The organism is Pseudomonas sp. B14(2017), from assembly GCF_002113255.1.
Taxonomy (GTDB): Bacteria; Pseudomonadota; Gammaproteobacteria; order Pseudomonadales; family Pseudomonadaceae; genus Aquipseudomonas; species Aquipseudomonas putida_Z.
On sequence record NZ_NEJY01000012.1, the window covers coordinates 35,455 to 55,812 of the forward strand.

The 20,358-nt window shown below is 58.9% G+C and carries 20 protein-coding genes and 1 pseudogene; 12 read left to right on the top strand and 9 right to left on the bottom strand.

Annotated elements, in window-relative coordinates:
• Positions 1-126: 126 nt before the first annotated feature.
• Together mqo and CAG34_RS13885 are read right to left on the bottom strand one after the other, a co-directional pair.
• Complete coding sequence (gene mqo, locus CAG34_RS13880; RefSeq protein WP_075046052.1) at positions 127-1,764, bottom strand: malate dehydrogenase (quinone); 1,638 nt, start codon at positions 1,762-1,764, stop codon at positions 127-129.
• A gap of 328 nt (positions 1,765-2,092) precedes the next feature.
• Positions 2,093-2,284, bottom strand: a complete 192-nt coding sequence (locus CAG34_RS13885; protein ID WP_003254720.1) for a YhfL family protein — start codon at positions 2,282-2,284, stop codon at positions 2,093-2,095.
• A gap of 257 nt (positions 2,285-2,541) precedes the next feature.
• Here CAG34_RS13885 and CAG34_RS13890 point away from each other — a divergent pair, with 257 nt between their 5' ends.
• From CAG34_RS13890 to CAG34_RS13920, 7 genes are all read left to right on the top strand, one after another.
• Positions 2,542-3,159 carry a LysE family transporter gene (locus CAG34_RS13890; protein ID WP_025340245.1) on the top strand — a complete coding sequence of 206 codons (618 nt, stop codon included), beginning with the start codon at positions 2,542-2,544 and terminating at the stop codon, positions 3,157-3,159.
• A gap of 440 nt (positions 3,160-3,599) precedes the next feature.
• On the top strand, positions 3,600-3,863 hold the full coding sequence (locus CAG34_RS13895; protein WP_025340251.1) for a hypothetical protein: 264 nt from the start codon (positions 3,600-3,602) through the stop codon (positions 3,861-3,863).
• 136 nt (positions 3,864-3,999) lie between these two features.
• On the top strand, positions 4,000-4,272 hold the full coding sequence (locus CAG34_RS13900; RefSeq protein ID WP_025340252.1) for a DUF3077 domain-containing protein: 273 nt from the start codon (positions 4,000-4,002) through the stop codon (positions 4,270-4,272).
• Between the two features lie 339 nt (positions 4,273-4,611).
• Positions 4,612-4,920 carry a type II toxin-antitoxin system RelE/ParE family toxin gene (locus CAG34_RS13905; RefSeq protein ID WP_085590629.1) on the top strand — a complete coding sequence of 103 codons (309 nt, stop codon included), beginning with the start codon at positions 4,612-4,614 and terminating at the stop codon, positions 4,918-4,920.
• The gene (locus CAG34_RS13910; protein WP_085590631.1) at positions 4,917-5,267 is read left to right on the top strand and encodes an addiction module antidote protein; all 351 of its coding nucleotides are present in this window, start codon (positions 4,917-4,919) and stop codon (positions 5,265-5,267) included. Before CAG34_RS13905 ends, CAG34_RS13910 begins: the two co-directional genes overlap by 4 nt.
• A gap of 260 nt (positions 5,268-5,527) precedes the next feature.
• Positions 5,528-5,734, top strand: a complete 207-nt coding sequence (locus CAG34_RS13915; protein WP_085590633.1) for a hypothetical protein — start codon at positions 5,528-5,530, stop codon at positions 5,732-5,734.
• A 255-nt stretch (positions 5,735-5,989) separates the two neighbouring features.
• Positions 5,990-7,291 (top strand): hypothetical protein, encoded by a 1,302-nt coding sequence (locus CAG34_RS13920; RefSeq protein WP_085590635.1) that lies wholly within the window; start codon positions 5,990-5,992, stop codon positions 7,289-7,291.
• Between the two features lie 129 nt (positions 7,292-7,420).
• Here CAG34_RS13920 and umuC read toward each other — a convergent pair.
• Positions 7,421-8,696: pseudogene (umuC, locus tag CAG34_RS13925) on the bottom strand (translesion error-prone DNA polymerase V subunit UmuC).
• 80 nt (positions 8,697-8,776) lie between these two features.
• Here umuC and CAG34_RS13930 point away from each other — a divergent pair.
• Genes CAG34_RS13930 through CAG34_RS13945 form a run of 4 tightly spaced genes read left to right on the top strand, consistent with a single transcriptional unit; the run spans position 8,777 to position 13,893 of the window.
• The gene (locus CAG34_RS13930) at positions 8,777-9,946 is read left to right on the top strand and encodes a tyrosine-type recombinase/integrase (protein WP_085590784.1); all 1,170 of its coding nucleotides are present in this window, start codon (positions 8,777-8,779) and stop codon (positions 9,944-9,946) included.
• Positions 9,921-11,597: a hypothetical protein gene (locus CAG34_RS13935; protein ID WP_085590637.1), complete on the top strand. Its 1,677-nt coding sequence runs from the start codon at positions 9,921-9,923 to the stop codon at positions 11,595-11,597. The genes CAG34_RS13930 and CAG34_RS13935 overlap by 26 nt, the downstream gene beginning before the upstream one ends.
• Positions 11,594-13,483 carry an integrase gene (locus CAG34_RS13940; protein WP_085590639.1) on the top strand — a complete coding sequence of 630 codons (1,890 nt, stop codon included), beginning with the start codon at positions 11,594-11,596 and terminating at the stop codon, positions 13,481-13,483. The genes CAG34_RS13935 and CAG34_RS13940 overlap by 4 nt, the downstream gene beginning before the upstream one ends.
• Positions 13,480-13,893 carry a TetR family transcriptional regulator gene (locus CAG34_RS13945; RefSeq protein ID WP_085590641.1) on the top strand — a complete coding sequence of 138 codons (414 nt, stop codon included), beginning with the start codon at positions 13,480-13,482 and terminating at the stop codon, positions 13,891-13,893. Before CAG34_RS13940 ends, CAG34_RS13945 begins: the two co-directional genes overlap by 4 nt.
• 241 nt (positions 13,894-14,134) lie before the next feature.
• Here CAG34_RS13945 and CAG34_RS13950 read toward each other — a convergent pair whose 3' ends face one another.
• Positions 14,135-14,512 (bottom strand): helix-turn-helix domain-containing protein, encoded by a 378-nt coding sequence (locus tag CAG34_RS13950; protein ID WP_085590643.1) that lies wholly within the window; start codon positions 14,510-14,512, stop codon positions 14,135-14,137.
• Between the two features lie 99 nt (positions 14,513-14,611).
• Here CAG34_RS13950 and CAG34_RS13955 point away from each other — a divergent pair, with 99 nt between their 5' ends.
• Positions 14,612-15,361, top strand: coding sequence for an NADPH-dependent F420 reductase (locus CAG34_RS13955; protein WP_085590645.1), 750 nt, complete (start codon positions 14,612-14,614; stop codon positions 15,359-15,361).
• Between the two features lie 107 nt (positions 15,362-15,468).
• Here the strand turns inward: CAG34_RS13955 and CAG34_RS13960 are convergent, their stop codons facing one another.
• The 5 genes from CAG34_RS13960 to CAG34_RS13980 form a co-directional block, all read right to left on the bottom strand.
• Positions 15,469-16,032, bottom strand: coding sequence for a TetR/AcrR family transcriptional regulator (locus CAG34_RS13960; protein ID WP_085590647.1), 564 nt, complete (start codon positions 16,030-16,032; stop codon positions 15,469-15,471).
• Between the two features lie 2 nt (positions 16,033-16,034).
• Positions 16,035-17,318 carry a beta-ketoacyl-ACP synthase II gene (fabF, locus tag CAG34_RS13965; protein ID WP_085590649.1) on the bottom strand — a complete coding sequence of 428 codons (1,284 nt, stop codon included), beginning with the start codon at positions 17,316-17,318 and terminating at the stop codon, positions 16,035-16,037.
• A 102-nt stretch (positions 17,319-17,420) separates the two neighbouring features.
• Positions 17,421-17,966 carry a PaaI family thioesterase gene (locus CAG34_RS13970; protein ID WP_085590651.1) on the bottom strand — a complete coding sequence of 182 codons (546 nt, stop codon included), beginning with the start codon at positions 17,964-17,966 and terminating at the stop codon, positions 17,421-17,423.
• Between the two features lie 31 nt (positions 17,967-17,997).
• Positions 17,998-19,476, bottom strand: a complete 1,479-nt coding sequence (locus tag CAG34_RS13975) for an MFS transporter (protein WP_085590653.1) — start codon at positions 19,474-19,476, stop codon at positions 17,998-18,000.
• Positions 19,477-19,537: 61 nt separating this feature from the next.
• The gene (locus CAG34_RS13980) at positions 19,538-20,344 is read right to left on the bottom strand and encodes an oxidoreductase (protein WP_085590654.1); all 807 of its coding nucleotides are present in this window, start codon (positions 20,342-20,344) and stop codon (positions 19,538-19,540) included.
• Positions 20,345-20,358: the final 14 nt, after the last annotated feature.

Sequence of the window (20,358 nt, forward strand, 5' to 3'; positions counted from 1 at the left end):
AGGTACACCACAGCTTTCGAGAACTGTGATGTACCTGTGGGAGCGGGCGAGCCCGCGAAAGGGCCGGTACAGGCAACAAAAAAGCCACGAGGTCTCCCCCGTGGCTTCTGTCACAACAATGGCCGCTTACAGCGCCATGTCATTCTCAGGCTTGCTTTCGACCGGCTGGCTCGGTGCAACCGTGGTGCCGACGCTTTCGTCGATCACCGGTGGCTTCTCGAGCTGCAGCACTTCAGCGGTGTAGTTCCACTCTTTCTGGGTGGCCGCCGCCGAGTCGTTCAGCTTGGTGCCGTAGCTCGGCACGATCTGCTTGATCTTGGCCTGCCACTCAGGGGTAGCGACCTTCTCCTTGAACACGGTTTCCAGCACGTTCAGCATGATCGGTGCCGCAGTCGAAGCACCTGGCGATGCACCCAGCAGGCCGGCGATGGTGCGGTCTTCGGAAGCGACCACCTCGGTGCCCAGCTTCAGCACGCCGCCCTTCTCGGCATCACGCTTGATGATCTGCACGCGCTGACCGGCCTGCCACAGGCGCCAGTCTTCCTTCTTGGCGTTCGGGAAGTAGGTACGCAGGGCTTCGAAGCGGTCGTCGTCAGACAGCATCAGCTGGCCAGCGAGATATTCCACCAGCGGATACTGATCGATGCCTACCTTGGTCATCGGCCACACGTTGTGGGTGGTGGTGCTGCTCAGCAGGTCCAGGTACGAGCCGTTCTTCAGGAACTTGGTCGAGAAGGTGGCGAATGGGCCGAACAGGATCACGCGCTTGCCATCCAGCACGCGGGTGTCCAGGTGCGGAACCGACATGGGTGGCGCACCGGTCGAGGCGATGCCGTAGGCCTTGGCCATGTGCTGCATGGCCACGGTCGGGTTCTCGGTCACCAGGAACGAGCCGCCCACCGGGAAGCCTGCGTATTCCTTGGCTTCAGGAATGCCCGACTTCTGCAGCAGCTTCAGTGCGCCGCCGCCGGCACCGATGAACAGGAACTTGGCGTCGGTAGCCGATTCGCTACCGTCCTTCAGGTTCTTGTACTCGACGTGCCACGAGCCGTCCTTGTTGCGGGTGATGTCCTGCACTTCGCTGGACAGCTTCAGGTCGAAGTTTTCCTGGGTTTTCAGGTGGCCGACGAACTGGCGGGTGATCTCGCCGAAGTTGACGTCGGTGCCGATTGGCGTCCAGGTCACGGCCAGCTTCTGGTTAGGGTCGCGGCCTTCCATCATCAGCGGGACCCACTTGGCGATCTGCGCGTGGTCCTCGGAGTACTGCATCGGGCGGAACAGCGGGCTGGCCTGCAGCGCGTCGTAACGCTTCTTCAGGAACTTGATGTTGTCATCGCCCCACACGAAGCTCATGTGCGGCGTGGTGTTGATGAACGAATGCGGGTTCTTCAGCACGCCCTGGCGGACCTGCCACGACCAGAACTGGCGGGAGATCTGGAAGGCCTCGTTGATTTCGATGGCCTTGGTGATATTGACGTTGCCGTCCTTGTCTTCCGGGGTGTAGTTCAGCTCGGCCAGCGCGGAGTGGCCGGTACCGGCGTTGTTCCAGCCGTTGGAGCTTTCTTCGGCCACGCCATCCAGGCGCTCGACCATTTCCATCGACCAGCTTGGCTCCAGCTCGTGCAACCACACGGCCAGGGTCGAGCTCATGATGCCGCCGCCGACCAGCAGCACATCTACTTTCTTGGTTTCTGCGGCGTGCGCTTGCATGACGCTTGCAGCGACAGCCAGACCCAGCAAGGTCTTGCCAGCTTTCTTGAACATTGATCGATTCCAGTCAGGAGAACAGGGGGCGGGCCTGTGGCTGGCCCAGGTAAAGCATGTTCTGCAGCGCAGGCTTGTTGTTGATCATTGTTCAGCAGCCAGAGAACCAGAAAACGACTCGGCCTTTTGTCGAATTGACCGACAAGGCTGAATCGTTTTTCCGATTGTAGCTTAAATGCCAGCACAAACAAATTGCCACCCGGAGCGTCAAGGCGACGGGTTGCCTCAGTGGCAGATTGTCACGCGAAAAAACAAAAACCCCCGGCCATGTACATGACCGGGGGCCTTGGATCACGCCGCAAGCGTCGCGATCAGGGTACCGCCAAGATTACTGCTGCTGAGGCAGTTTATCGATCGGGCCGCAGCCACCGATGATCTTGGAGATGGAAACCGAAGGGTGGAACAGGTAGTCGTAGGTGCAGTTTTTCGGCTGGTTGTAAACCTGGCCAGTGCAACCCGACAGCAGGGCAACACCCGAAACGACAGCAACGGCTACGGTAGCCTTGAACAGCTTTTTCATACTAAGTCCTTTAAATGAATCATCTTCGGCCATCATTCTGATGGCGGCGGGATGATACAGAACCCAGGCATTGGATCCAAGCCGCAAAGTGCACTGGCTGGTTGCACGTGTGCAACAACAAGTTGCCCTTGTAGGAAATTTCTCGCACTTCTGAAAATTCAGAGCTTGTTTCCAATTTCCTGGTAGACGGTTGAAAAGCGGGCCGGTGGCAACGATAGTCTTGAACTCTGCCTACGCACCACCAACAGGAGTTCCCCATGCTCGGCGTCACCGACTACGGCGCGTTCGTCATCGCCTTCATCATCGTCCTGGCCATCCCCGGCCCGGGCAACTTCGCCCTGATCACCGCCACCGGCAAGGGCGGAATCAAGGCCGGCATGGCCGCGACCTGCGGGGTGATCCTGGGTGACCAGGTGCTGCTGTGGCTGGCGGTGGCCGGCGTTGCCACCCTGCTGGCGGCCTACCCTGCCGCCTTCCACGTGGTGCAGTGGGCCGGTGCTGCGTACCTGGCCTACCTGGGCCTGCGCATGCTGCTGAGCAAACCCGGAGGCGCGCCGCGGGCCAGCCGCATGGACAACGGCCAGTACCTGCGCCAGACCATGATGATCACCCTGCTCAACCCCAAGGCGATCATGTTCTACATGGCGTTCTTCCCGCTGTTCGTCGACCCGGTGAAGCACCAGGGGCTGGTGACCTTCGGCTTCCTCGCGGCGACGGTGGCAGTGGTGACCTTCCTGTACGGGTTGATTGCCGTGGTGCTGACGCACCAGTTGGCCGAACGCATGCGCGCCAATCCGCGGATTGCCAATATGTTCGAGCGGCTGGCGGGGGCTTGCCTGGTGGGGTTCGGCATCAAACTGGCGGCAATGCGCTGAAGGCCCTGGGGGGCGCTTTGCGCCCCTTTCGCGACACAAGGCCGCTCCTACAAGCGATCGCACCAGGCTGGACCTGTGCGCGATCCCCTGTAGGAGCGGCCTTGTGTCGCGATGGGCCGCAAAGCGGCCCCCGGTCCTACAGCTGAAACTCAGAATTATCCCCTTCCCTGTAGGCCATTTCCCAAACATACTGCCAACCCGCTCAAACTGTTGCGACGGATTGGGTCGCGCTCTAGTCTCGGCTTGTCGTTGTCAACTCAACGACCGGCTTTGACAGGCCGACAACTTCTCCGTGCACGTACACCCGTTATGGCGGCAGTACGTGGGGCACCTCGTGTGCGCCGAGTCTCCGGAGTCCTCGGTCTGTCAACCCGCGTACCGCTGCCACCCTCTTGTTTGACAGCAAGTCCGTAGCAGCTCGACTGACTCTGGAGCTAACTATGCGCAAGATGGTCCCCGATCCACCCCACTCCCTCGATTCCACCCAGGCTCTGCAAGACACCCTGGTCCAGTCCTCAGAGTACGTACTCTGCGCCCTGTTCGTGGCCCGCCAATCCGTGCAACTCAAACCCACGGCCCCGAGTTCGATCGTGATGCAGGCCGTGATCCATGAAATGGAAGCGGTACAGGGCCTGGTCGAGTCGGCATTGATGCAATTGCAGATGCAGGCCCATTTACCGGCTGAGCCACGAACTTTGCACTAGCAGGCCTGGCCTCTTCGCGGGCACGCCCGCTCCCACAAGGGTAATCATTGCCCTCAAGTACTGCGCCGTACCTGTGGGAGCGGGCGCGCCCGCGAAGAGGCCGGCCCAGACACCCAAGATTCCAGGGAGAAAAACAATGCCCACCGACGACACAAAGCAACCCACCACAGTCGGCAAGACCTGCTTCTACCAAGGCGAAAACAACACCCACCCGCTGTTCCGCATCGAACCCGGCATCCCCTGCCAGGACGCCCGCGAACAGGCATCCGAACTGATGGGCTACGTCCGCGACCTGATCATCACCGGTTTGATGGATGGCGACCAGAAGCTGATCTGGGCCTCGCATTACCTGAGTGCGATGGCCAAGGCGCTGTTGGATGATGCTGAATTGGGGATGATGAAAAAATAAGAAAAAAGAAGCCCTTGGAAACGCAAAACACCCAGGGGCTTCATTCATCGCATCTCGTCGCGATCACTCCCAAATACGCTCCGGCCCCATGCGGTAATGCGACCTCTTCCATCGCGATGTAGTCCATTTCCCAAACAAACATCAAACCCGCTGTATTCGTTGCCAGTGCAAAGCCCGCACCTTAGCCTCGTCTCTTCATCGCCATTCAGACCAACGCAGGAAGGCGATCGTCGGGCTAGGCGCAACCAACCATTGCGTAATGGCCTCCACCTCGTTTCCGCAGGACCACTCGGTCACTCATTCATCGACAAGGAGTAGCCACTAGGCTACATTTAATGCATGCCGAATCAGATCGACACAACGTCTGAATTTGAAGATTGGCTGGATGGCGTAAAAGACCCAATCGGCAGAGGTGCTGTCACCTCAAGGATTGCCAGAGCCGAAAATGGCAGCTTCGGTGATACCGAATCGGTTGGCGATGGTGTCAGTGAGATGCGCGTGTTTGTCGGCCCCGGATATCGAATCTACTTCGTACGAACGGGCCCAACCCGCTACCTGATGCTCTATGGCAGCGATAAAACGGATCAACACAGAGCCATCAAACGAGCCAAGGAAATCCTTGATGCAGTACGAGGTAAAAAACGATGAGCGACAAGTCCACCCCTGAAGACATGCCAATCCTTGATCTGGACTTGAGCAATACCAAACGATTCGAGGCATCCCGGTTTCTCGACAGCCCAGAAACCATCGCAGCATTTCTGGCAGAGGCTATGAAGGCTAACGATGCTCAAATCCTGATGCATGCCCTGGGTGAAGTGGCAAAAGCCAAGGGCGTGAACCAGTTTGCGCAAGACGCTGGCGTCAATCGCGAGTCTCTCTACAAAACTTTGAAGGGCGGCGATAAAACCCGATTTTCTACAATTCAGAAGCTGATGCTTGCCTTGGGCGTAGAACTCACCGTCAGGCCGCTCAAGAAGCTCCCCGCGTCTTCATAGACTCGCCCGCGCAATTGGGATGCTCGCTACAAACAACTTCGCGCCACACAACGAAAAAGCCCCTGGTAACTTTCGTTCCCAGGGGCTTCATCTTGTATGGCGGAGAGATAGGGATTTGAACCCGCCCGAGGATCTCAATAGGCCTCCGGAGGCCAGCATAAACGGCTATTCTGGCTTTAGCGGATGGCCTGCATAGGCCTAACACGCCCTAGGATTTGCCCTAAATTTGCCCTAAGAATTCTCGTATCTGGAGCATGCGCATGGATGACCAAGCCTCGACCACAGCTGACACCCGTGAGCTGTTGCATCTGAACCAGATCGCAATCAGAGCAGCTCTGGAGGAGCTCTCGCTATGGGTGAGCCATCGCGGCTCAGTCCACATACATGAAAACGTCATGGCCGCGTTAGCGACCCTCGATATCCATGCTGAGGCGATCTCATCCGGGGTAGAACGCCTGCGGGCGTGAGCGATCCCGCAAGCAGCACGCCGCTGACAGAAGCCACATGATCAGCGCCGATGATGGATTGGGCATAGTTTTCTTGGAGCCCTTACTCCACTAGGCCTGTAGGCACTGCTAGTTTAGCTTGTACCAATTTTTCCAAACCAATCCAGCGCCTCCACCTTCCCTCTTCATGTATCCAATGGCAATCTGCCCTCAACGCTAACCTGCGCTATGCCTTCTGCGTCGAAGCTTTACAACATTCCATAATACGAGGTGGTTATGAGCAGCTTCTCGATTGAGAATATTTCAAAAGACATCCACTCCCCCAAGACAAGCAAGTACTTCGAAGAAGTAATTTCATCATATCAAAATGGAAATTATCGCTCCGCCGTTGTCATGCTTTGGTCTGTAGCTGTGTGCGACATAGTTCACAAACTTCAAAACCTTGTAGACATTTACAACGACACCACTGCAAAACAAATTCTCGATGAGATGAGTGCAGCTCAAGAAGCCCAACCAACATCATCAGCTTGGGAAATAGCCTTATTTGAAGAGGTTTTCAAAAAAACAGAACTACTAGACTCACCAGAAATTGAAAACTTAAGAAGTCTACAGAAGCAACGACATCTTTCCGCACATCCGATATTGAACAGAGACCGAGAGCTACACTCCCCCAACAAGGACACCACAAGAGCTTTATTGAGAAATACATTAGAAGGACTACTCATCAAGCCACCCTTCTATACAAACAAAATAATAAACGAACTTCTTGCAGATCTTTTAGAGTCTCACGAGGCGCTCAACACCCGAGAAAAAGTCAATCAATATATTGAAAACAGATACCTTCGCCGTTTGAAGCCCGATGCCCAGATGGCTCTATATAGAAGCTTCTGGAAATTCACATTCAAACTGAATAATGAGGAATGCACTAAACATCGCAAACTTCACCTACACGTTCTCGAATGCATCAACGATCGGCAACACTTGCGCATCCCGGACGCCATTAGAGGCGACCACGACTTTTACGGAAATATCGCTTCTGGCGGAGATGCATTAACCTATATGGTTTATTATCTAGCCAGAAACCCTGGGCTTTTCGAATGCCTGCCGGAAGCCGCACAGCTGAAAATTTCACACCACATCGAGAATGACACAGACAGCAGAGTCCTAGGCTGGTTCATCCGACCCAATCTCGAAGCCCACTACACTGATCTTTTAGCTTGGATCACCGGAGATGACTATCCAACGATAGACTCAGAACTCTGGACTATAATCCTCCGGTTTGAAGATTCTGTAGAGTGGCAGAGAAACTGCTGCAAGCTCATGGCGGCTTATTACTGCGCAAGCGTAAGCTTCAATTCTGCAGACTTCAGATTTCAAAGTTCGATCCAACCAAACCTAGAACTATTCGACATTGAAGCACTTCAATTCCTACTGCAAAGTATACGACTAAATAATCAGACATATCATCGAGGACGAGCCGAAGCCGATCACACCAAAATCATAGCGCGAATCACCACGGTAGACTCCACGTTTGATTACAGCGAGCACCCACATTTTTTAAGGCTAATCGAAAACTGAGTATCGAGCAAACATCGATTGCGCTGAAAAGCATTAACTTGAAAAGCGCCCAAGCCATTATACGGAACATTGGGCGCTTTTTGTGTCTAAAATCGAAGCTGCAAAAAACGTAGAATGGCAACCTCACTTTCAACGGGCATAAACTGTCCAAAGTTGATCGACCTGCGTCGTATAAGACTGACTCATCATTTCTCGACGCATCCCCCAATCGGGGGCGCGAGGGACGCTCCCAGCCCGTACTGTTCCTCTGCCATACCGGTCGTTGATTTTATCGAGCGCCAACATCAGCCGGCCACTGGCCACGGGCTGTGCGAGCGCGAATAGGTCATCAGTGAACTCCCCAGGCTGCCGTAGATCGAGCAGCAACACCTCGGCCTTGCTGTAACGATAGCCGGCCTGGTAGACCCGCTCCACAGCTTCCGTTGCAGCCCTGGTTAGCAGAAAGGTGTCATTGGTGGGGTACGGCAGGTCTACCAAGGCCCCCTTGGCGAAGTGGAGTTCGTTGGGGTTGAACATTCCAGTACGGATTGATACTCGCATGCGCTTGCACACCGAGCCTTGGGCGCGGAGCTTCTCGGCTGCCCGCCCGGTGTAGGTGGCCACTGCCTGCTGGATCGGCGTCAGCTCCGTCAATCGCCTCCCGAACATCCGGCTGCAGCAGATCTCCTGCTTCGGGTGATCTGCCTCATCAAGTTCAAGGCATGGCGTGCCGGCCAGCTCACGCGCAGTCTTCTCCACCACCACACTGAACTTGTCGCGCAACATTCTCGGATCCGCTTTGGCCAGCTCCATCGCCGTGTGGATGCCCATGGCCTCCAGGTGCGCAGTCAGCCGCCGGCCGATACCCCCACACCTCTTTCACCCCCGTGTTACGAAGCACCCAGTCGCGCTTGAAGTCGTCTGTTATGTCGACCACACCGCCTGTCTGCGCTTGCAAGCGCTTTGCGGTGTGATTGGCGAGCTTCGCCAAGGTCTTAGTACGGGCGATCCCCACACCGACGGGGATGCCCGTGCAGCGCAGCACCTTGGCGCGTACGTCCCGGCCGAATTGGGTGAGACAGCCCTTCATGCCTGTGAAATCTGCGAAGCACTCATCGATCGAATAGACCTCGGCCGCGGGCACCATGGACTCGATCAGGGACATAACCCGCTCGCTCATGTCGCCATACAGCGCGTAGTTCGACGAGAACGCCACAATGCCATGCCGGCTAAGCTTCTCCCTTACCTGAAAGTAGGGCTCCCCCATCTTCACGTACGGCTTTGCATCGTACGACCGGGCGATTACGCACCCATCGTTGTTGCTCAGCACCACGATGGGAGTCTTGGCCAGATCCGGACGGAAGATTCGCTCGCAGCTCGCATAGAACGAATTGTTCCGGGGCTTGCTAAAGGTTAGGAATGAAATAGGCTTATAAACAATGATTTAAGAAAGATCTAAAAACAGCTTTAGAAGCAATGGGGATGGTCAGAGACGGAGGGATGTTGATGGAGCTTGTGTGGGCTACCGAGGACTTGGTGATTGCCGGTCGTCCTTATCCAGGCTTTCCGATCCTGCTTTGGGACACGATGGACAGTTGCGTCCCGGCCAATGAATTCTTTCGCCACTACCTGTTGCGTGGCGCTATTGGGTCACGAAAGTCATGGCCAAGCACAGGGCGTGCGCTGTATGACTTTTTTAGTTTCCTCCAAGTGCATGACCTTGACTGGCGCGACGTGGAACGTGGCGAGGCCAAGAGTGTCGTAGGGGCCTACCGGGACTACTCCCTGGTGGATTGCAAGTTGGCCTCATCAACAACACGTCAACGGCTGCACTATGTGTGCAAGTTCTACGAGTATGCACAGCAGCAGGGATGGGTGAGCAGACTGCCGTTTGGCTATGAGGAACGAACGGTCAAACGCGTCCTCGGCTTCCTTGCCCACGTTGATGCCGGCGGCGCCAAAGCAATGGTGAACGACGTCATGCCGCGCAAGCATCGGGCGCTTCCGAAGTTTCTAAGCATGGATGAGATCAAGGCATTGCTGGCGACGCAGGAAAATCCGCATCACCGCATGATGATTCGGCTCGGCCTTCAGACGGGACTGCGCCGGGAGGAAATCGCCTCTTTCCCGCTTGCCTACATCTTCGATCCGGATAAAGCCGGTAGGCGCGAGCGCAACATCCGGATTCGCCTCGATCCACACGATGGTCATGGCATGCGCACCAAGGGCAGCAAACCACGCGACATCTACATCAGTCGCCGCTTCCTCGCTGATTTGCATCGTTATGTAGTGCAGGTTCGCGGTGAGCGGGCATCATTGAGCCGCACCAAACATGAGACGCTGTTCCTGAACCAGTTTGGTGAGCCCTACTCTGATGATGGCAAGCGCGTCGCGCGTATCGTCCGGGAAACCGGCAAGCGAGCCGGTATCAGGGTCCATACCCACATGCTACGACACACCTACGCCACCCATACCCTGGTCACGCTCCAGCGAAACCGCGCTGGGGCGGATCCGCTGGTGTTCGTGCAGCGGCAGCTTGGCCATAGCTCCATTCAGACGACGATGGTTTATCTGCACTTGGTCAACGAACTGGCCGACGACGCGGTGCTGGCCTACGACGATGAATTGAATGAAGGGTTGGAGCGGTCTAATGGGCAAACGCAAGGTATTCAATAGGACCGACCTCAGCGTCCCACATGTCGAGCACAGCCGCGATGCGGCGGGTCATGTTGTCGTTCTCCCGGAGGCGATTCCGCCGGCCACTACTATAGTGGCCTTCGAGCGCAATGCCACTCGCTCCCGGGGCATCGACTTCGCCCCTTGGTACGGCACGGGCATTGATCCGATCACTTATGCCTGCCAGCGGCAGATCGAACGCTTCCTGGCCCGACAGGACGGCGGGCTCGAGGCCAGTTCCGTGGCGAGTATCTGTAAAGGTGGTTTACGTCACTTTCTAAACTACATTGCACTGCGCGCAACCGCGCTCGGGCGCGGGCTGACCCTGGACGATATTAATCGCGCTGTAATTGACAGCTTTCTTGGCCACCTCGCTGGACTGGGCATCAGCACCCTTAGCCAGAGGGGCCACTACACCAGCGCGAAGTCCGTCCTTCATGCGTTGGGCCAGCGTAGCCTTATTTCGTTAGTCTCCACGGGGGACGATGCGACTTTCCCACGAAATCCGTTTCCAAACAGTGGCAAGCATAAGGGCGAAACGCCGCTGCCGAAGCGTCAGCGGCAGGCGTTCACCACCGCGCTCAGGCAAGCGGTCATGCCGATCTGGCACGACGATATCCCAGTAACTGGCGAATTGTTGGCTTATGCCCTGCTGACTGTAGCACTGCACACCGGGCGAAACTCCACGCCGCTGCTGGAGATGGAGCGCAATTGCCTGCGCGCCCATCCCAAGGACAACAGCGTATTCCTGGTCCTTTGGAAGCGCCGCGGCCACACCAGCCACAAGGTGGCGCTGCGCGCCGAGAACACGACTGCACATCTGTTGGAATCCACGCCAACCGTCAAGACCAATGTCGAGCGCCTGATACGACGCATCCTTGCCCACAGCGAGCCGCTGTGCGCGGAGTCCCCGGACGAACTCAAGGATCGCGTGTGGCTGTATCGCGTGCATCGCGGCCCAGGCCCCGGCCGGGTCATTGCACTGACTGACGGGACGTTGAAACTGGCGATCAAGAAACTCGTGGCCGACCACGGGCTTACCGATATCGACGGCCAACCGCTGCGCATCAACATCTCTCGCCTCCGCAAAACGTTCGCCAACCGAATTTTCGAGTTACTAGGGGGCGACCTGGTGACTACGGCCATCGCGCTTGGCAACACGCCACAGGTGGCCGGGCGAAATTATTTGGCACCTAGCGGGGACGCGAGGCGCAACTGGAAATTTATGGGCGAGATACTTGTTCAAGAATTACTGACCCGCACCATCGGCGCGACCTACCAGACCACCCCGATGGGGCGCTGTGGCGACCCGATGAATGGCCAGTACGCACCGAAACGTGAAGGGGTAGCGTGTTTTTCGTTCCTCAACTGTCTGCGCTGCAAGCATTACGCAGTGACGGAGGAAGATCTGCACCGCCTATTCAGCTTCTACTTCCGTGTATTCACGGAGCGCACACGCATAGACAAGCGGCGTTGGGCACAGGAATACGCGCACATTCCTCGATTGATTGACGACTACATTGTAGCCGAGGGGCTGCGGCGCGGGACTTTCAAGCCGGCGGCCGTCGAAGCCGCCCGCGAGCGTGCGCGCCGCGAGCCGCACCCGTTCTGGTCGTCCGATGTGGTGGAAAAGCTGGAGATCTTTGCATGAGCGGCAACAACCTAGTCACGCTATCTTGGGCGAACATCGAGTCCCAGCCGGGGGAAATATGCGACCTACCCAAGAGCGATCGCGACGCACTCATCGTGAGCGCCATCCAGGTCGAGGGGCACTGGGTCATCCTCAGCCGCTACGGCGACGATATTTGGCAGCTGGACGGCTTTACCAGCAACGTGCCAGACAACTTGCGGCGCCAGGACTTCAGCCGCGTGCCCTGTGCGTTTAAGGACGTGATGAAGGCTCTGCTGTACCGCTACCTGCGGCGCGGTCGCGCGGGGCAGAAGCGCCCCAAAGCGAGCACTTTGCGAAATTTTTTTGAGAATGCGCTGCCCTTCCTACGGTTTCTAAACGCGCTCAAGCTCAATCACTTCGGCGCGGTGACACCCATGGTCTGCGCGAACTACGTTGCCGAGTGTCGGGCGTACAAGCAGACGAGCCGGAACCAGGGTAAGCCGCTGTCTCAGAGCGCCCTTGAGCGCCGCTTCATGGCAGTCGAGGCGCTTCATGAATTGAGCCAGTACACCCACGATCCGATCCCTCTGCATCCCTGGCCTGATACTTCCGCGAATGCGCTGGCCGGCAGCGGCACGGCTCGTAAACAGGGTGGCAAAACACCGCTGATGCCGGATGAGGTGTTCTGCGCCCTGTTCGAGAGAGCCTATCAACAGGTTCAGCACGGCAAGGCGCTACTCGATTTACGCGATGCCCTCAATGCCGTCGCAGCACAACGGAGAAGGCAGGTTACCAGAACAGTCATAGAGGCTAAAAACCGCCACCTCGCCACTTTGGGCTGGGATGGCGGCTTGGGGGCATTTAATCAGGCGATCCTTGATCTACGGACTGCCTGCTACATCGTGCTGGCCAGCACCTCCGGTTGCCGCAACCACGAACTGGCCAACATCCAGTCGGGCGCGCACCACTGCACAGAGGACGACGAGGGAACGATCTATCACTGGATGCGCTCCAGGTCGGATAAGACCGACACTGGGGTACACGACTGGATGATCCCCGAAGTCGCCGTGCGCGTGTTGCGCCTGATGGAGCGTTGGGCCGAGCCGTATCAGGCTATGATCGCCGCCGAGATTGCCGAGCGAAGAAGGGTCAATCTGCGCGACCCAGAAATCGCCACGGCGCATAAGCATCACCATGCACTCTTTCTCGGGGTGTGCCCTGCAAAGGGCAATTTAGTTCGCACCCTGTCGGGCATTACATGGAACCATGCCCTCAAAGCGTTCGTGCAGGGCTGTGGGCTGGACTGGAACCTCGCCAGCCATCAATTCCGCCGCAAATTCGCCAACTACGCGGCGCACAGCCAATTCGGCGACTTGCGCTACATGCGCGAGCACTTCGCACACTGGTCCATGGACATGACGCTGGGCTACGCCATGGACGAGGACTGGGGTCAGCACCTCGACATCGAGTTGTACAGCGACATCCAGGCAGAACTCGAAGACATCAAGTTCGGCGTCGTTGACACCTGGATGGAGGACGAACCGCTGGCCGGAGGCTACGGTCGCTCGATCAAACGCTGGCGGCGCGATCCGGCGAACCTCGCCATCTTCAAGAGTCATGCATCGATGGTGACCTCAATTTCCGAGAGCACCGCGATCCGCAGCAATGGCCACGCCTGGTGCACCGCCAGCGACGACCGTTGCATCGGCAACACATTAGAGCGGACTCGCTGCGGCGACTGCCACAACGCAGTAATTGGGCGCAGCCACATTGGCGTATACCAGCGTCTCTACGACAACCTGAAGGGATTGCTGGATTGTAACGACATTGGGGACGGTGGCCGCCAGCGCATCTTGCGCGACCTGCAGCGCTGCCGTGACGTGCTCGTGCAGCTTGGATACGCCCCGGAGATGAACCTAGCATGACGACCAAACGCAAACCCTCGGACGCCCGTGAGCGGGATTTGCAACTCGCGCTCGCCCGCATCCAGCGTGGCCGGGCACATACCGGAGAATCCAAGGTCACTATCGCCTCTGTGGCGCGCGAGGCGGGCGTTTCGACGGCGCTGATTCACAACCACTACCCCATAATCGCTGAGGCGATCCGCGATGCTCAAGGGCGTTCCAGTCGCGCCCAACGCGATGTGAAACACCAAGATCTCTGTGCGGAGCGTGAGAAGAATCGCGCGCTTCGCCAGGAGATAGAGGGACTGCGCGCAAAGGTAGCCAGCCTTGCCTCCATCAACGAGGTTTTGCTAGCCGAGAACCGACTTCTACAGGCAAAGCAGAGCGACTCCAAGGTGATCGACCTGCCCCCCGTGCATATTCTGACGTAACCCCGATAGCAGTCATTCTCTAAACCCGCTACTGATAATGCTCCCATAGCACCGCCATTTATGCGCTTTCCGACGATCCAGATTGGGTAGTTGCACAGCCTTTGCCCAGCCATTTGCACTCGATCTGACCAGTCATTTGCATCGAATCTGACCGGCATGCTTCATGACCCTAAACTGGCAGGGAACGACCTGGTGCTTCCAGTTCGGGCAGAAATCGGCCAAAAGCGGTCGATCATCATCGCTAGCTAGGATCGGCGAGCTTCGATTGGTACAGGTTACGAAGTTCAGCCCAATCAATCAGAGCGGTCATAGCCGGCCCTAATGCATGGCCCAGTTCCGTAAGACTGTATTCCACTCGCGGGGGAACCTCCGGATACACCGTCCGATGGACAATGCCGTCCTGCTGAAGCGCCCTCAGTTGCTGGATAAGCATTTTCTGGGTGACGTCAGAAATGAGTTTTTCCAGCTCTGAGAAGCGGAGCGGCTGGCTTTTGGCAGCCATCAGCTCATTGATAATCACGATTTTCCACTTCCCTTCCAGTACACGAAGAGTCGCATTAATCGCCGAAGACCATCGCTGACGCTGTATAGGGTCTTCACATCGCCATTCGCGGTTCATCTAGCTTACCTTTTTGTTCGTTATAGACAAAATCGTCCGTTCTTGTGCTTTTAACGGTAACACCAATACCGTATCCGAACCTGAGATTCTGGAGGCACTATGAAAATCGCTATTGTTGGTATCGGAGCCATTGGCGGCACGCTTGCTCGTCGGCTCGTGGTTCTGGGCCATGACGTCTGGGTGGCCAACTCGCGTGGCAAGGAGGCAGTGCGTGCTTTTGCCGAGGAAGCAGGCGTCGTTCCCGCCGAACTCGAACAGGCTGTCAACGCAGCGGATTTGGTGATCCTGGCCATCCCCCAGCCGGCGATGGCGACTCTTCCCATGGGATTGCTCGCATCGCTGCCTCCTGCGGTACCGGTGATCGATACCAGCAACTACTATCCCGACCTACGCGACGAACGCATTCCGGCGCTTGAAGCCGGGCAGACGGAGAGCATCTGGGTCAGCGAACAGCTCGGTCGACCAGTGATCAAGGCGTTCAATAATATTCTGGCATACTCGCTAGCCAATCTAGCTGCGCCAGGCGGCAACAATGGCCGTCTGGCAGTGGCTGTTGCTGGTGACGACCAGGCTCAGAAGCAGTTCGTCATGAGCCTGGTCGACGACATCGGCTTCGAGCCGGTCGACAGCGGCAGCCTAGCGGAGTCCTGGCGGCAGCAGCCCTGTACCCCCGCGTATTGCTGTGATTATTCGGCAGATGAGATGCGACAGGCGTTGACGGACGCAGTAAGGGGGACGACGGCGCAGAAGCGGGAGGCGTTCCATGCGCGCCTGCCCGAACTCTTTGCCAGCAACCCCAGCCATGAGGACGTGGTTGCCTTCAACCGCACTTTCAACAGGGCTGATTAGCCTTCACCGCCGATGCGGCTCTCTACCCAGCTTGAGGTTGCTCTGGTACTTACCTAAAGCAACCTTACGCGCTGCGTTCAATGCCAACGGATCGGGTGATCTTTGCCTCACGCATAGGCTTGGACGAACAGTTCCACTGCGGCGCTAACGCGCGATTCGTTCACCGCCATAAGGTTGTTGCAATCGATGCTTCCGACCGCCAGCAGAAGAAACTGGATGGAGGCCTGCCTGGGATCGTTGCAGCGTCTGGACTGGGACAAAGCCCTTTCAAGATAGGCCTGGTAGGGGCGATGGCGTTGGCGCCAGCGCTTCTGCGGAATTCGGTTGGATCGCCGCAGTATATGAGTGAGAGCATGAAAGGCCGGATGCGTGCTTTGCTGTAGCAGTTCACCTGCGGCTTCCTGCAGACAGGCGCGCAACCCGCCCGTTGCCTGGCACGACAGCTTCGGCTCCGGCAGCTCCTCCAACCAGTGATCGATGACGGCTCGGAACAGCTGCTCCTTGTCGCCGAAGTGCGCATACAGGGTGGCCTTAGTCACCCCGGCGGAGTCGGCAATGGCTTGCATGTTCGCCAGGTCGTAGCCGAATGCGGTGAACACATCGCTCGCCGCCCCCAGTATCTCGCGCCGACGTTTATCACGGCGCCTGTCCTTCTGCGTGAGGTGGCTCATGCTCAAGACTCCCAGCGGCGAAACAGCAGGCTGGCGTTGACGCCGCCGAAGCCGAAACCGTTCGACAGCGCATGACGGATCGTCATGTGCCGGGCATTCAGGGCGACCAGGTCTAGCCCCTCGGCCGCCTCGTCGGGATGGATGAGATTGAGCGTGGGCGGGACGACCTGATCGCGTAGCGCCAGGACGGTGAAGATGGCCTCGACGCCACCGGCGGCACCCAGTAGGTGGCCGGTACTGGACTTGGTCGAGGTGATCGCCACGCCCGATTCGCTGCCGAACACCGAGCGGATGGCGGCCAGTTCGCCGTGGTCGCCCACCGGCGTGGAGGTCGCATGGGCGTTGATGTGCTGCACCTCGCTTGGCGCGATATCGGCCTGGCGTAACGCCTGCTGCATGGCCCGGCGGGCGCCGTCGCCGTCCTCCGGGCCGGCGGTCAGGTGATAGGCATCGGCGCTGGTGCCGTAGCCGACCAGTTCCGCCAGCGGCTGGGCGCCGCGGGCCAGGGCATGCTCCAGCGATTCGATCACCAACAGGCCGGCGCCCTCGGCCATGACGAAGCCATCCCGGTCGCGGTCGAACGGGCGCGATGCTTCCCGGGGCCGGTCGTTGAATCCGCTGGACAGGGCACGCGCCGCCGCGAAGCTGCCGAGCGTGACGCGATGGATCGCGGCTTCGGTTCCGCCGCATACGGCGATATCCGCTTCGCCACTGCGGATCAGCCGGGCCGCATCGCCGATGGCTTGCGCGCCGGCCGCGCAGGCAGTCACCGGAGCCCCGAGCGGGCCGCTGAAGCCATGGCGGATGGAAACCTGCCCGGCGGCCATGTTGGCCAGAAAGGAAGGTGCGGTGAATGGCGACAGTCGTCGCGGGCCGCGTTCGTCCGTGGTGCGAACCGCCTCGGCGATGGCACCGAAGCCGCCGACACCGGAGGCAATGATGGTCGCAGTTCGTTGTCGCTGCGCTTTGTCTGTCGGCTGCCAGCCAGCCTGTGCCAGGGCTTCATCGGCAGCGACCAGGGCGAACTCGATAAAGCGATCCATCTTCTTGCGCTCCTTGGCGGCGATGGTTCGCTCAGGATCAAAACCCGCATGCGGATCGTCCTCCACGGTAGGTACCCGGCCACCCACCGCGCAGCCAGTACCTTCGCTCAACTTGGCGGGCAACGCTCGAATGCCCGACTGCCCTGCCAGCAGGCGTGACCAGACAGTCTCGGTGCCGCAGCCCAGGGGGCTGACCACACCTGTGCCGGTCACCACGATTCGAACTGCATTGCGGACACTCATAATCTCACCTCGCTTGTCACAGGGTCGGCGCCTCGCAACGCGCACCGCCCGGTTGCTTTCTAGTCGCTTATACGCTCGGTTCCGGCCATGCGCACTTCGCCGTCAAGCCGTCGGCACGTCGAAGACGAAACAGGTAGTGGTCGCATGGGCATAGAGCTTGCCTGTCTCGTCTTCGACACGGGCCTCGGCCGTGGCGATCTGCCGCCCGCCGTGGATCAGCGTGCCGACCGCCCGTAACGGGCCGATCTTGTGGGAGGCAGATCGCACGATGTTGATGCTGAGTTCGGCCGTGGTGTAGGAGCGTCCGGCCGGCAGCGTGGTTTGCACTGCGCAGCCCAGGGCTGAGTCCAGCAATGTGGCGAGCCAGCCGCCGTGCACCGTCCCCAGCGGGTTGTAGTGCTGCGGCAGCGGGATGCCCTGGAATACGGCACGGCCGTTTTCCACCGCCAACAACGTCATGTTCATGGTCTCGTTCATGGGTGGGTACGGCAGCTCGCCGGACATCATGGCTTCGAGAATCTCGCGGCCGCTCTTGCCGGCGAGTTGTTCCATCCGGGCGAGCCCCGGCTTGCCGCCGCCTTCGCGCATGCGCTGCATTGCGTCCGACTGCTGGCTTGTCCAGACAAGGGATTTCTGCTCGATGTCCATAGATCTCTCCGACTGGGCAGGTACAGATTTTTTACCTGGTAGTTTCTCGGCTTGCGTCCGAGTCATTGGGTTTGATGAGGGTTGCTGGCCGCGTGTTGACGGGCAGGCACAAGGCTGCGGTCAACAGCGCCAAGCCGACATGGCACAGGTAAACGGCATCGAAGTCGACGCGTTGCAAACCGGCACTGCCGAGCAGCAGCACGGTGAGGACGACGCCCATGACGGAACCAATTTGCCGGATTGCCTGGTTGATAGCGCCGCCCACGGCGTATTGGTCCGCAGGTAAGCGGCTGACCGCAGCTCCCGACAGCGACGGCATTACCATGCCCACACCAATCCCACTGAGCAGCATGCCCGGCAGCCACTGCGTCAGGTACGCCGGCTCGGCTCCTGGTACCAGCAAAAACCACAGTCCACTGGCCGCGTAGACCAGACAGCCCGCCAGCAGCAGTGGGCGGTGGCCATGCCTACTCGCGAGCCGACCGGACAGAGCGGCGACCGGAGTCACCAGCAGTGGACCAGGTGTAATTGCCAGGCCTGCCAGTGGCAGCGAGTAGTGCCAAATCGAGTTCATGTAGAAGAAGAAAGCGAAAAACATCATCGAAAACGCGATGCTGAAACTCAAGCTTGCGAGGTTGACGTAGCGGTAAGTGGGGTTGCGAAACAAGCTCAAATCCACCAGCGGCGCGCTGGCGACCCGTGCCCAGACGACAAATCCGACGATGCCCATTAGGCCGATACCTGCAACGCTCAGCAGTTCATGGCGTGACCAGGCAGGCGACTCCGATTGCACGATGGACAGCGCCAGGGCACCGATGCCGATAATCAGCAGGCCCATGCCCAGCAGATCCAGTGGACGGGGCCTGGCTTGCTGGGTTGCTTCCGTCAATAGCGTTGCGCCGCGCCACAGTGCAAGCAGGCCCACAGGCAGGTTCAGGTAGAACGCCCACTGCCAGCCGACCGATGCGATCACGAACGACCCCAGGCTGGGCCCCACCGCCGCGGCCAGGCCACCGACGGCCCCCCATAGGCTGACCGCCACGGCGCGCTGGCTTTGCGGGAACGCCGCCAGTACGAGTGAGAGCGATGCGGGTGTCAGCAGTGCAGCGCCGATAGCCTGCAGTACTCTTGCCGCAACGAGCCATCCCACGTTGTTTGCCAAACCACAGGCGGTAGATGCCGCCAGGAACAGCGCAACGCCGCCGAGAAACACCTTTTTTCGCCCATGCTTGTCGGCCAAGCCACCGGACGGGATCAGCATCGCGGCATAGACCATCGTGTAAGCATTGAGCACCCAGGAGAGATCCGCCGGAGTTGCCAGAGGAAAACCTTCTCGCAAGGAACCGAAGGCCGCGAACAGCATGGTGCCGTCCATCGACACCAGAAACACCGCCAAACTGACCACCCCAAATACCCGCCAAGGTGAGGCGTTGCTGGTATGCGTGCTCGGCGCTGCCTGTGCCTTATTGGCAGGAGAGGGCATGATGGTCTGGCTGTCGGGGGCGTTCATGGAGTCTCTCGCTTAATACATGCGTGTCTGTTCAAATGCGATGTGACGCCCGGACGGGATGTCAGGCGAGGCCAAACGTTTTCCTCAGGCCCTTCGCGACTGGGCCGGTCGGCATGAAACGGCGCAGCTTGCTCAGCAGGGCGGCCTCGCCCTTGGGCGTATGGCGCATTTTCCAGGCCCCCAAGGCGGCCTCGACCATGGTCGAGGCGACCCCCTCGGGCTGCGGCGCCTTCTGGACATTCCTTTGTATGGCCTGGGCAACGACGCCGCGCTCGCTGTCGTAGGCCGCGATCCTGGAAGCCGCCTGGGGCGCATTGAGGTCCAGGTTGGTCTTGGTGAAGGACGGCTCGACCAGGGCGACACGAATGCCGAACTTGCGCACCTCGTGATCCAGGGTCTCGGACAGCCCTTCCACGGCATGCTTGGAGGCCGAGTAAAGTCCCATGTACGGCGCCGGCAGGAAACCCAGCACCGAGCTGACGTTGACGATGCGCCCGGCGCCTTGCTCGCGCATATGCGGCAGTACTGCCTGGGTGGTACGCAGGATGCCGAACAGGTTGGTGTCGAACAGCGCCTGGGCTTCAGCAATCGAAGTCTCCTCCGTCGCGCCGAGCAGGGTCATCCCCGCGCTGTTGACCAGCACGTCGATGCGGCTGGCCTGGGCGATGATGTGCTGAACGCCCTGCCTGATCGACGCCTCGTCACGGATATCCATCTCGACTAGCTCGACGCCGGTTATGGGCTGTGCCTTTGCAGTGTTGCGCACGCTGCCGAATACCCGGCAACCGCGTTGGGCAAAGCGCTCCGCGGCGGCGCGGCCGATACCCGATGACACGCCGGTAACAAGCACAACTTTTGAGTTCGCCATGGTGGTTTCTCTCG

Excerpts from the sequence above, each read along its gene's own strand:
- CAG34_RS13935 (WP_085590637.1), top strand. The coding sequence starts at position 9,921 with ATGGGCAAACGCAAGGTATTCAATAGGACCGACCTCAGCGTCCCACAT.
- CAG34_RS13900 (WP_025340252.1), top strand. The coding sequence starts at position 4,000 with ATGCCCACCGACGACACAAAGCAACCCACCACAGTCGGCAAGACCTGC.
- CAG34_RS13890 (WP_025340245.1), top strand. The coding sequence starts at position 2,542 with ATGCTCGGCGTCACCGACTACGGCGCGTTCGTCATCGCCTTCATCATC.
- CAG34_RS13945 (WP_085590641.1), top strand. The coding sequence starts at position 13,480 with ATGACGACCAAACGCAAACCCTCGGACGCCCGTGAGCGGGATTTGCAA.
- CAG34_RS13955 (WP_085590645.1), top strand. The coding sequence starts at position 14,612 with ATGAAAATCGCTATTGTTGGTATCGGAGCCATTGGCGGCACGCTTGCT.
- CAG34_RS13905 (WP_085590629.1), top strand. The coding sequence starts at position 4,612 with ATGCCGAATCAGATCGACACAACGTCTGAATTTGAAGATTGGCTGGAT.
- CAG34_RS13895 (WP_025340251.1), top strand. The coding sequence starts at position 3,600 with ATGCGCAAGATGGTCCCCGATCCACCCCACTCCCTCGATTCCACCCAG.
- CAG34_RS13975 (WP_085590653.1), bottom strand. The coding sequence starts at position 19,476 with ATGAACGCCCCCGACAGCCAGACCATCATGCCCTCTCCTGCCAATAAG.
- CAG34_RS13940 (WP_085590639.1), top strand. The coding sequence starts at position 11,594 with ATGAGCGGCAACAACCTAGTCACGCTATCTTGGGCGAACATCGAGTCC.
- CAG34_RS13950 (WP_085590643.1), bottom strand. The coding sequence starts at position 14,512 with ATGAACCGCGAATGGCGATGTGAAGACCCTATACAGCGTCAGCGATGG.
- mqo (WP_075046052.1), bottom strand. The coding sequence starts at position 1,764 with ATGTTCAAGAAAGCTGGCAAGACCTTGCTGGGTCTGGCTGTCGCTGCA.
- CAG34_RS13910 (WP_085590631.1), top strand. The coding sequence starts at position 4,917 with ATGAGCGACAAGTCCACCCCTGAAGACATGCCAATCCTTGATCTGGAC.
- CAG34_RS13915 (WP_085590633.1), top strand. The coding sequence starts at position 5,528 with ATGGATGACCAAGCCTCGACCACAGCTGACACCCGTGAGCTGTTGCAT.
- CAG34_RS13960 (WP_085590647.1), bottom strand. The coding sequence starts at position 16,032 with ATGAGCCACCTCACGCAGAAGGACAGGCGCCGTGATAAACGTCGGCGC.
- CAG34_RS13970 (WP_085590651.1), bottom strand. The coding sequence starts at position 17,966 with ATGGACATCGAGCAGAAATCCCTTGTCTGGACAAGCCAGCAGTCGGAC.
- CAG34_RS13920 (WP_085590635.1), top strand. The coding sequence starts at position 5,990 with ATGAGCAGCTTCTCGATTGAGAATATTTCAAAAGACATCCACTCCCCC.
- CAG34_RS13980 (WP_085590654.1), bottom strand. The coding sequence starts at position 20,344 with ATGGCGAACTCAAAAGTTGTGCTTGTTACCGGCGTGTCATCGGGTATC.
- CAG34_RS13930 (WP_085590784.1), top strand. The coding sequence starts at position 8,777 with ATGGAGCTTGTGTGGGCTACCGAGGACTTGGTGATTGCCGGTCGTCCT.
- CAG34_RS13885 (WP_003254720.1), bottom strand. The coding sequence starts at position 2,284 with ATGAAAAAGCTGTTCAAGGCTACCGTAGCCGTTGCTGTCGTTTCGGGT.
- fabF (WP_085590649.1), bottom strand. The coding sequence starts at position 17,318 with ATGAGTGTCCGCAATGCAGTTCGAATCGTGGTGACCGGCACAGGTGTG.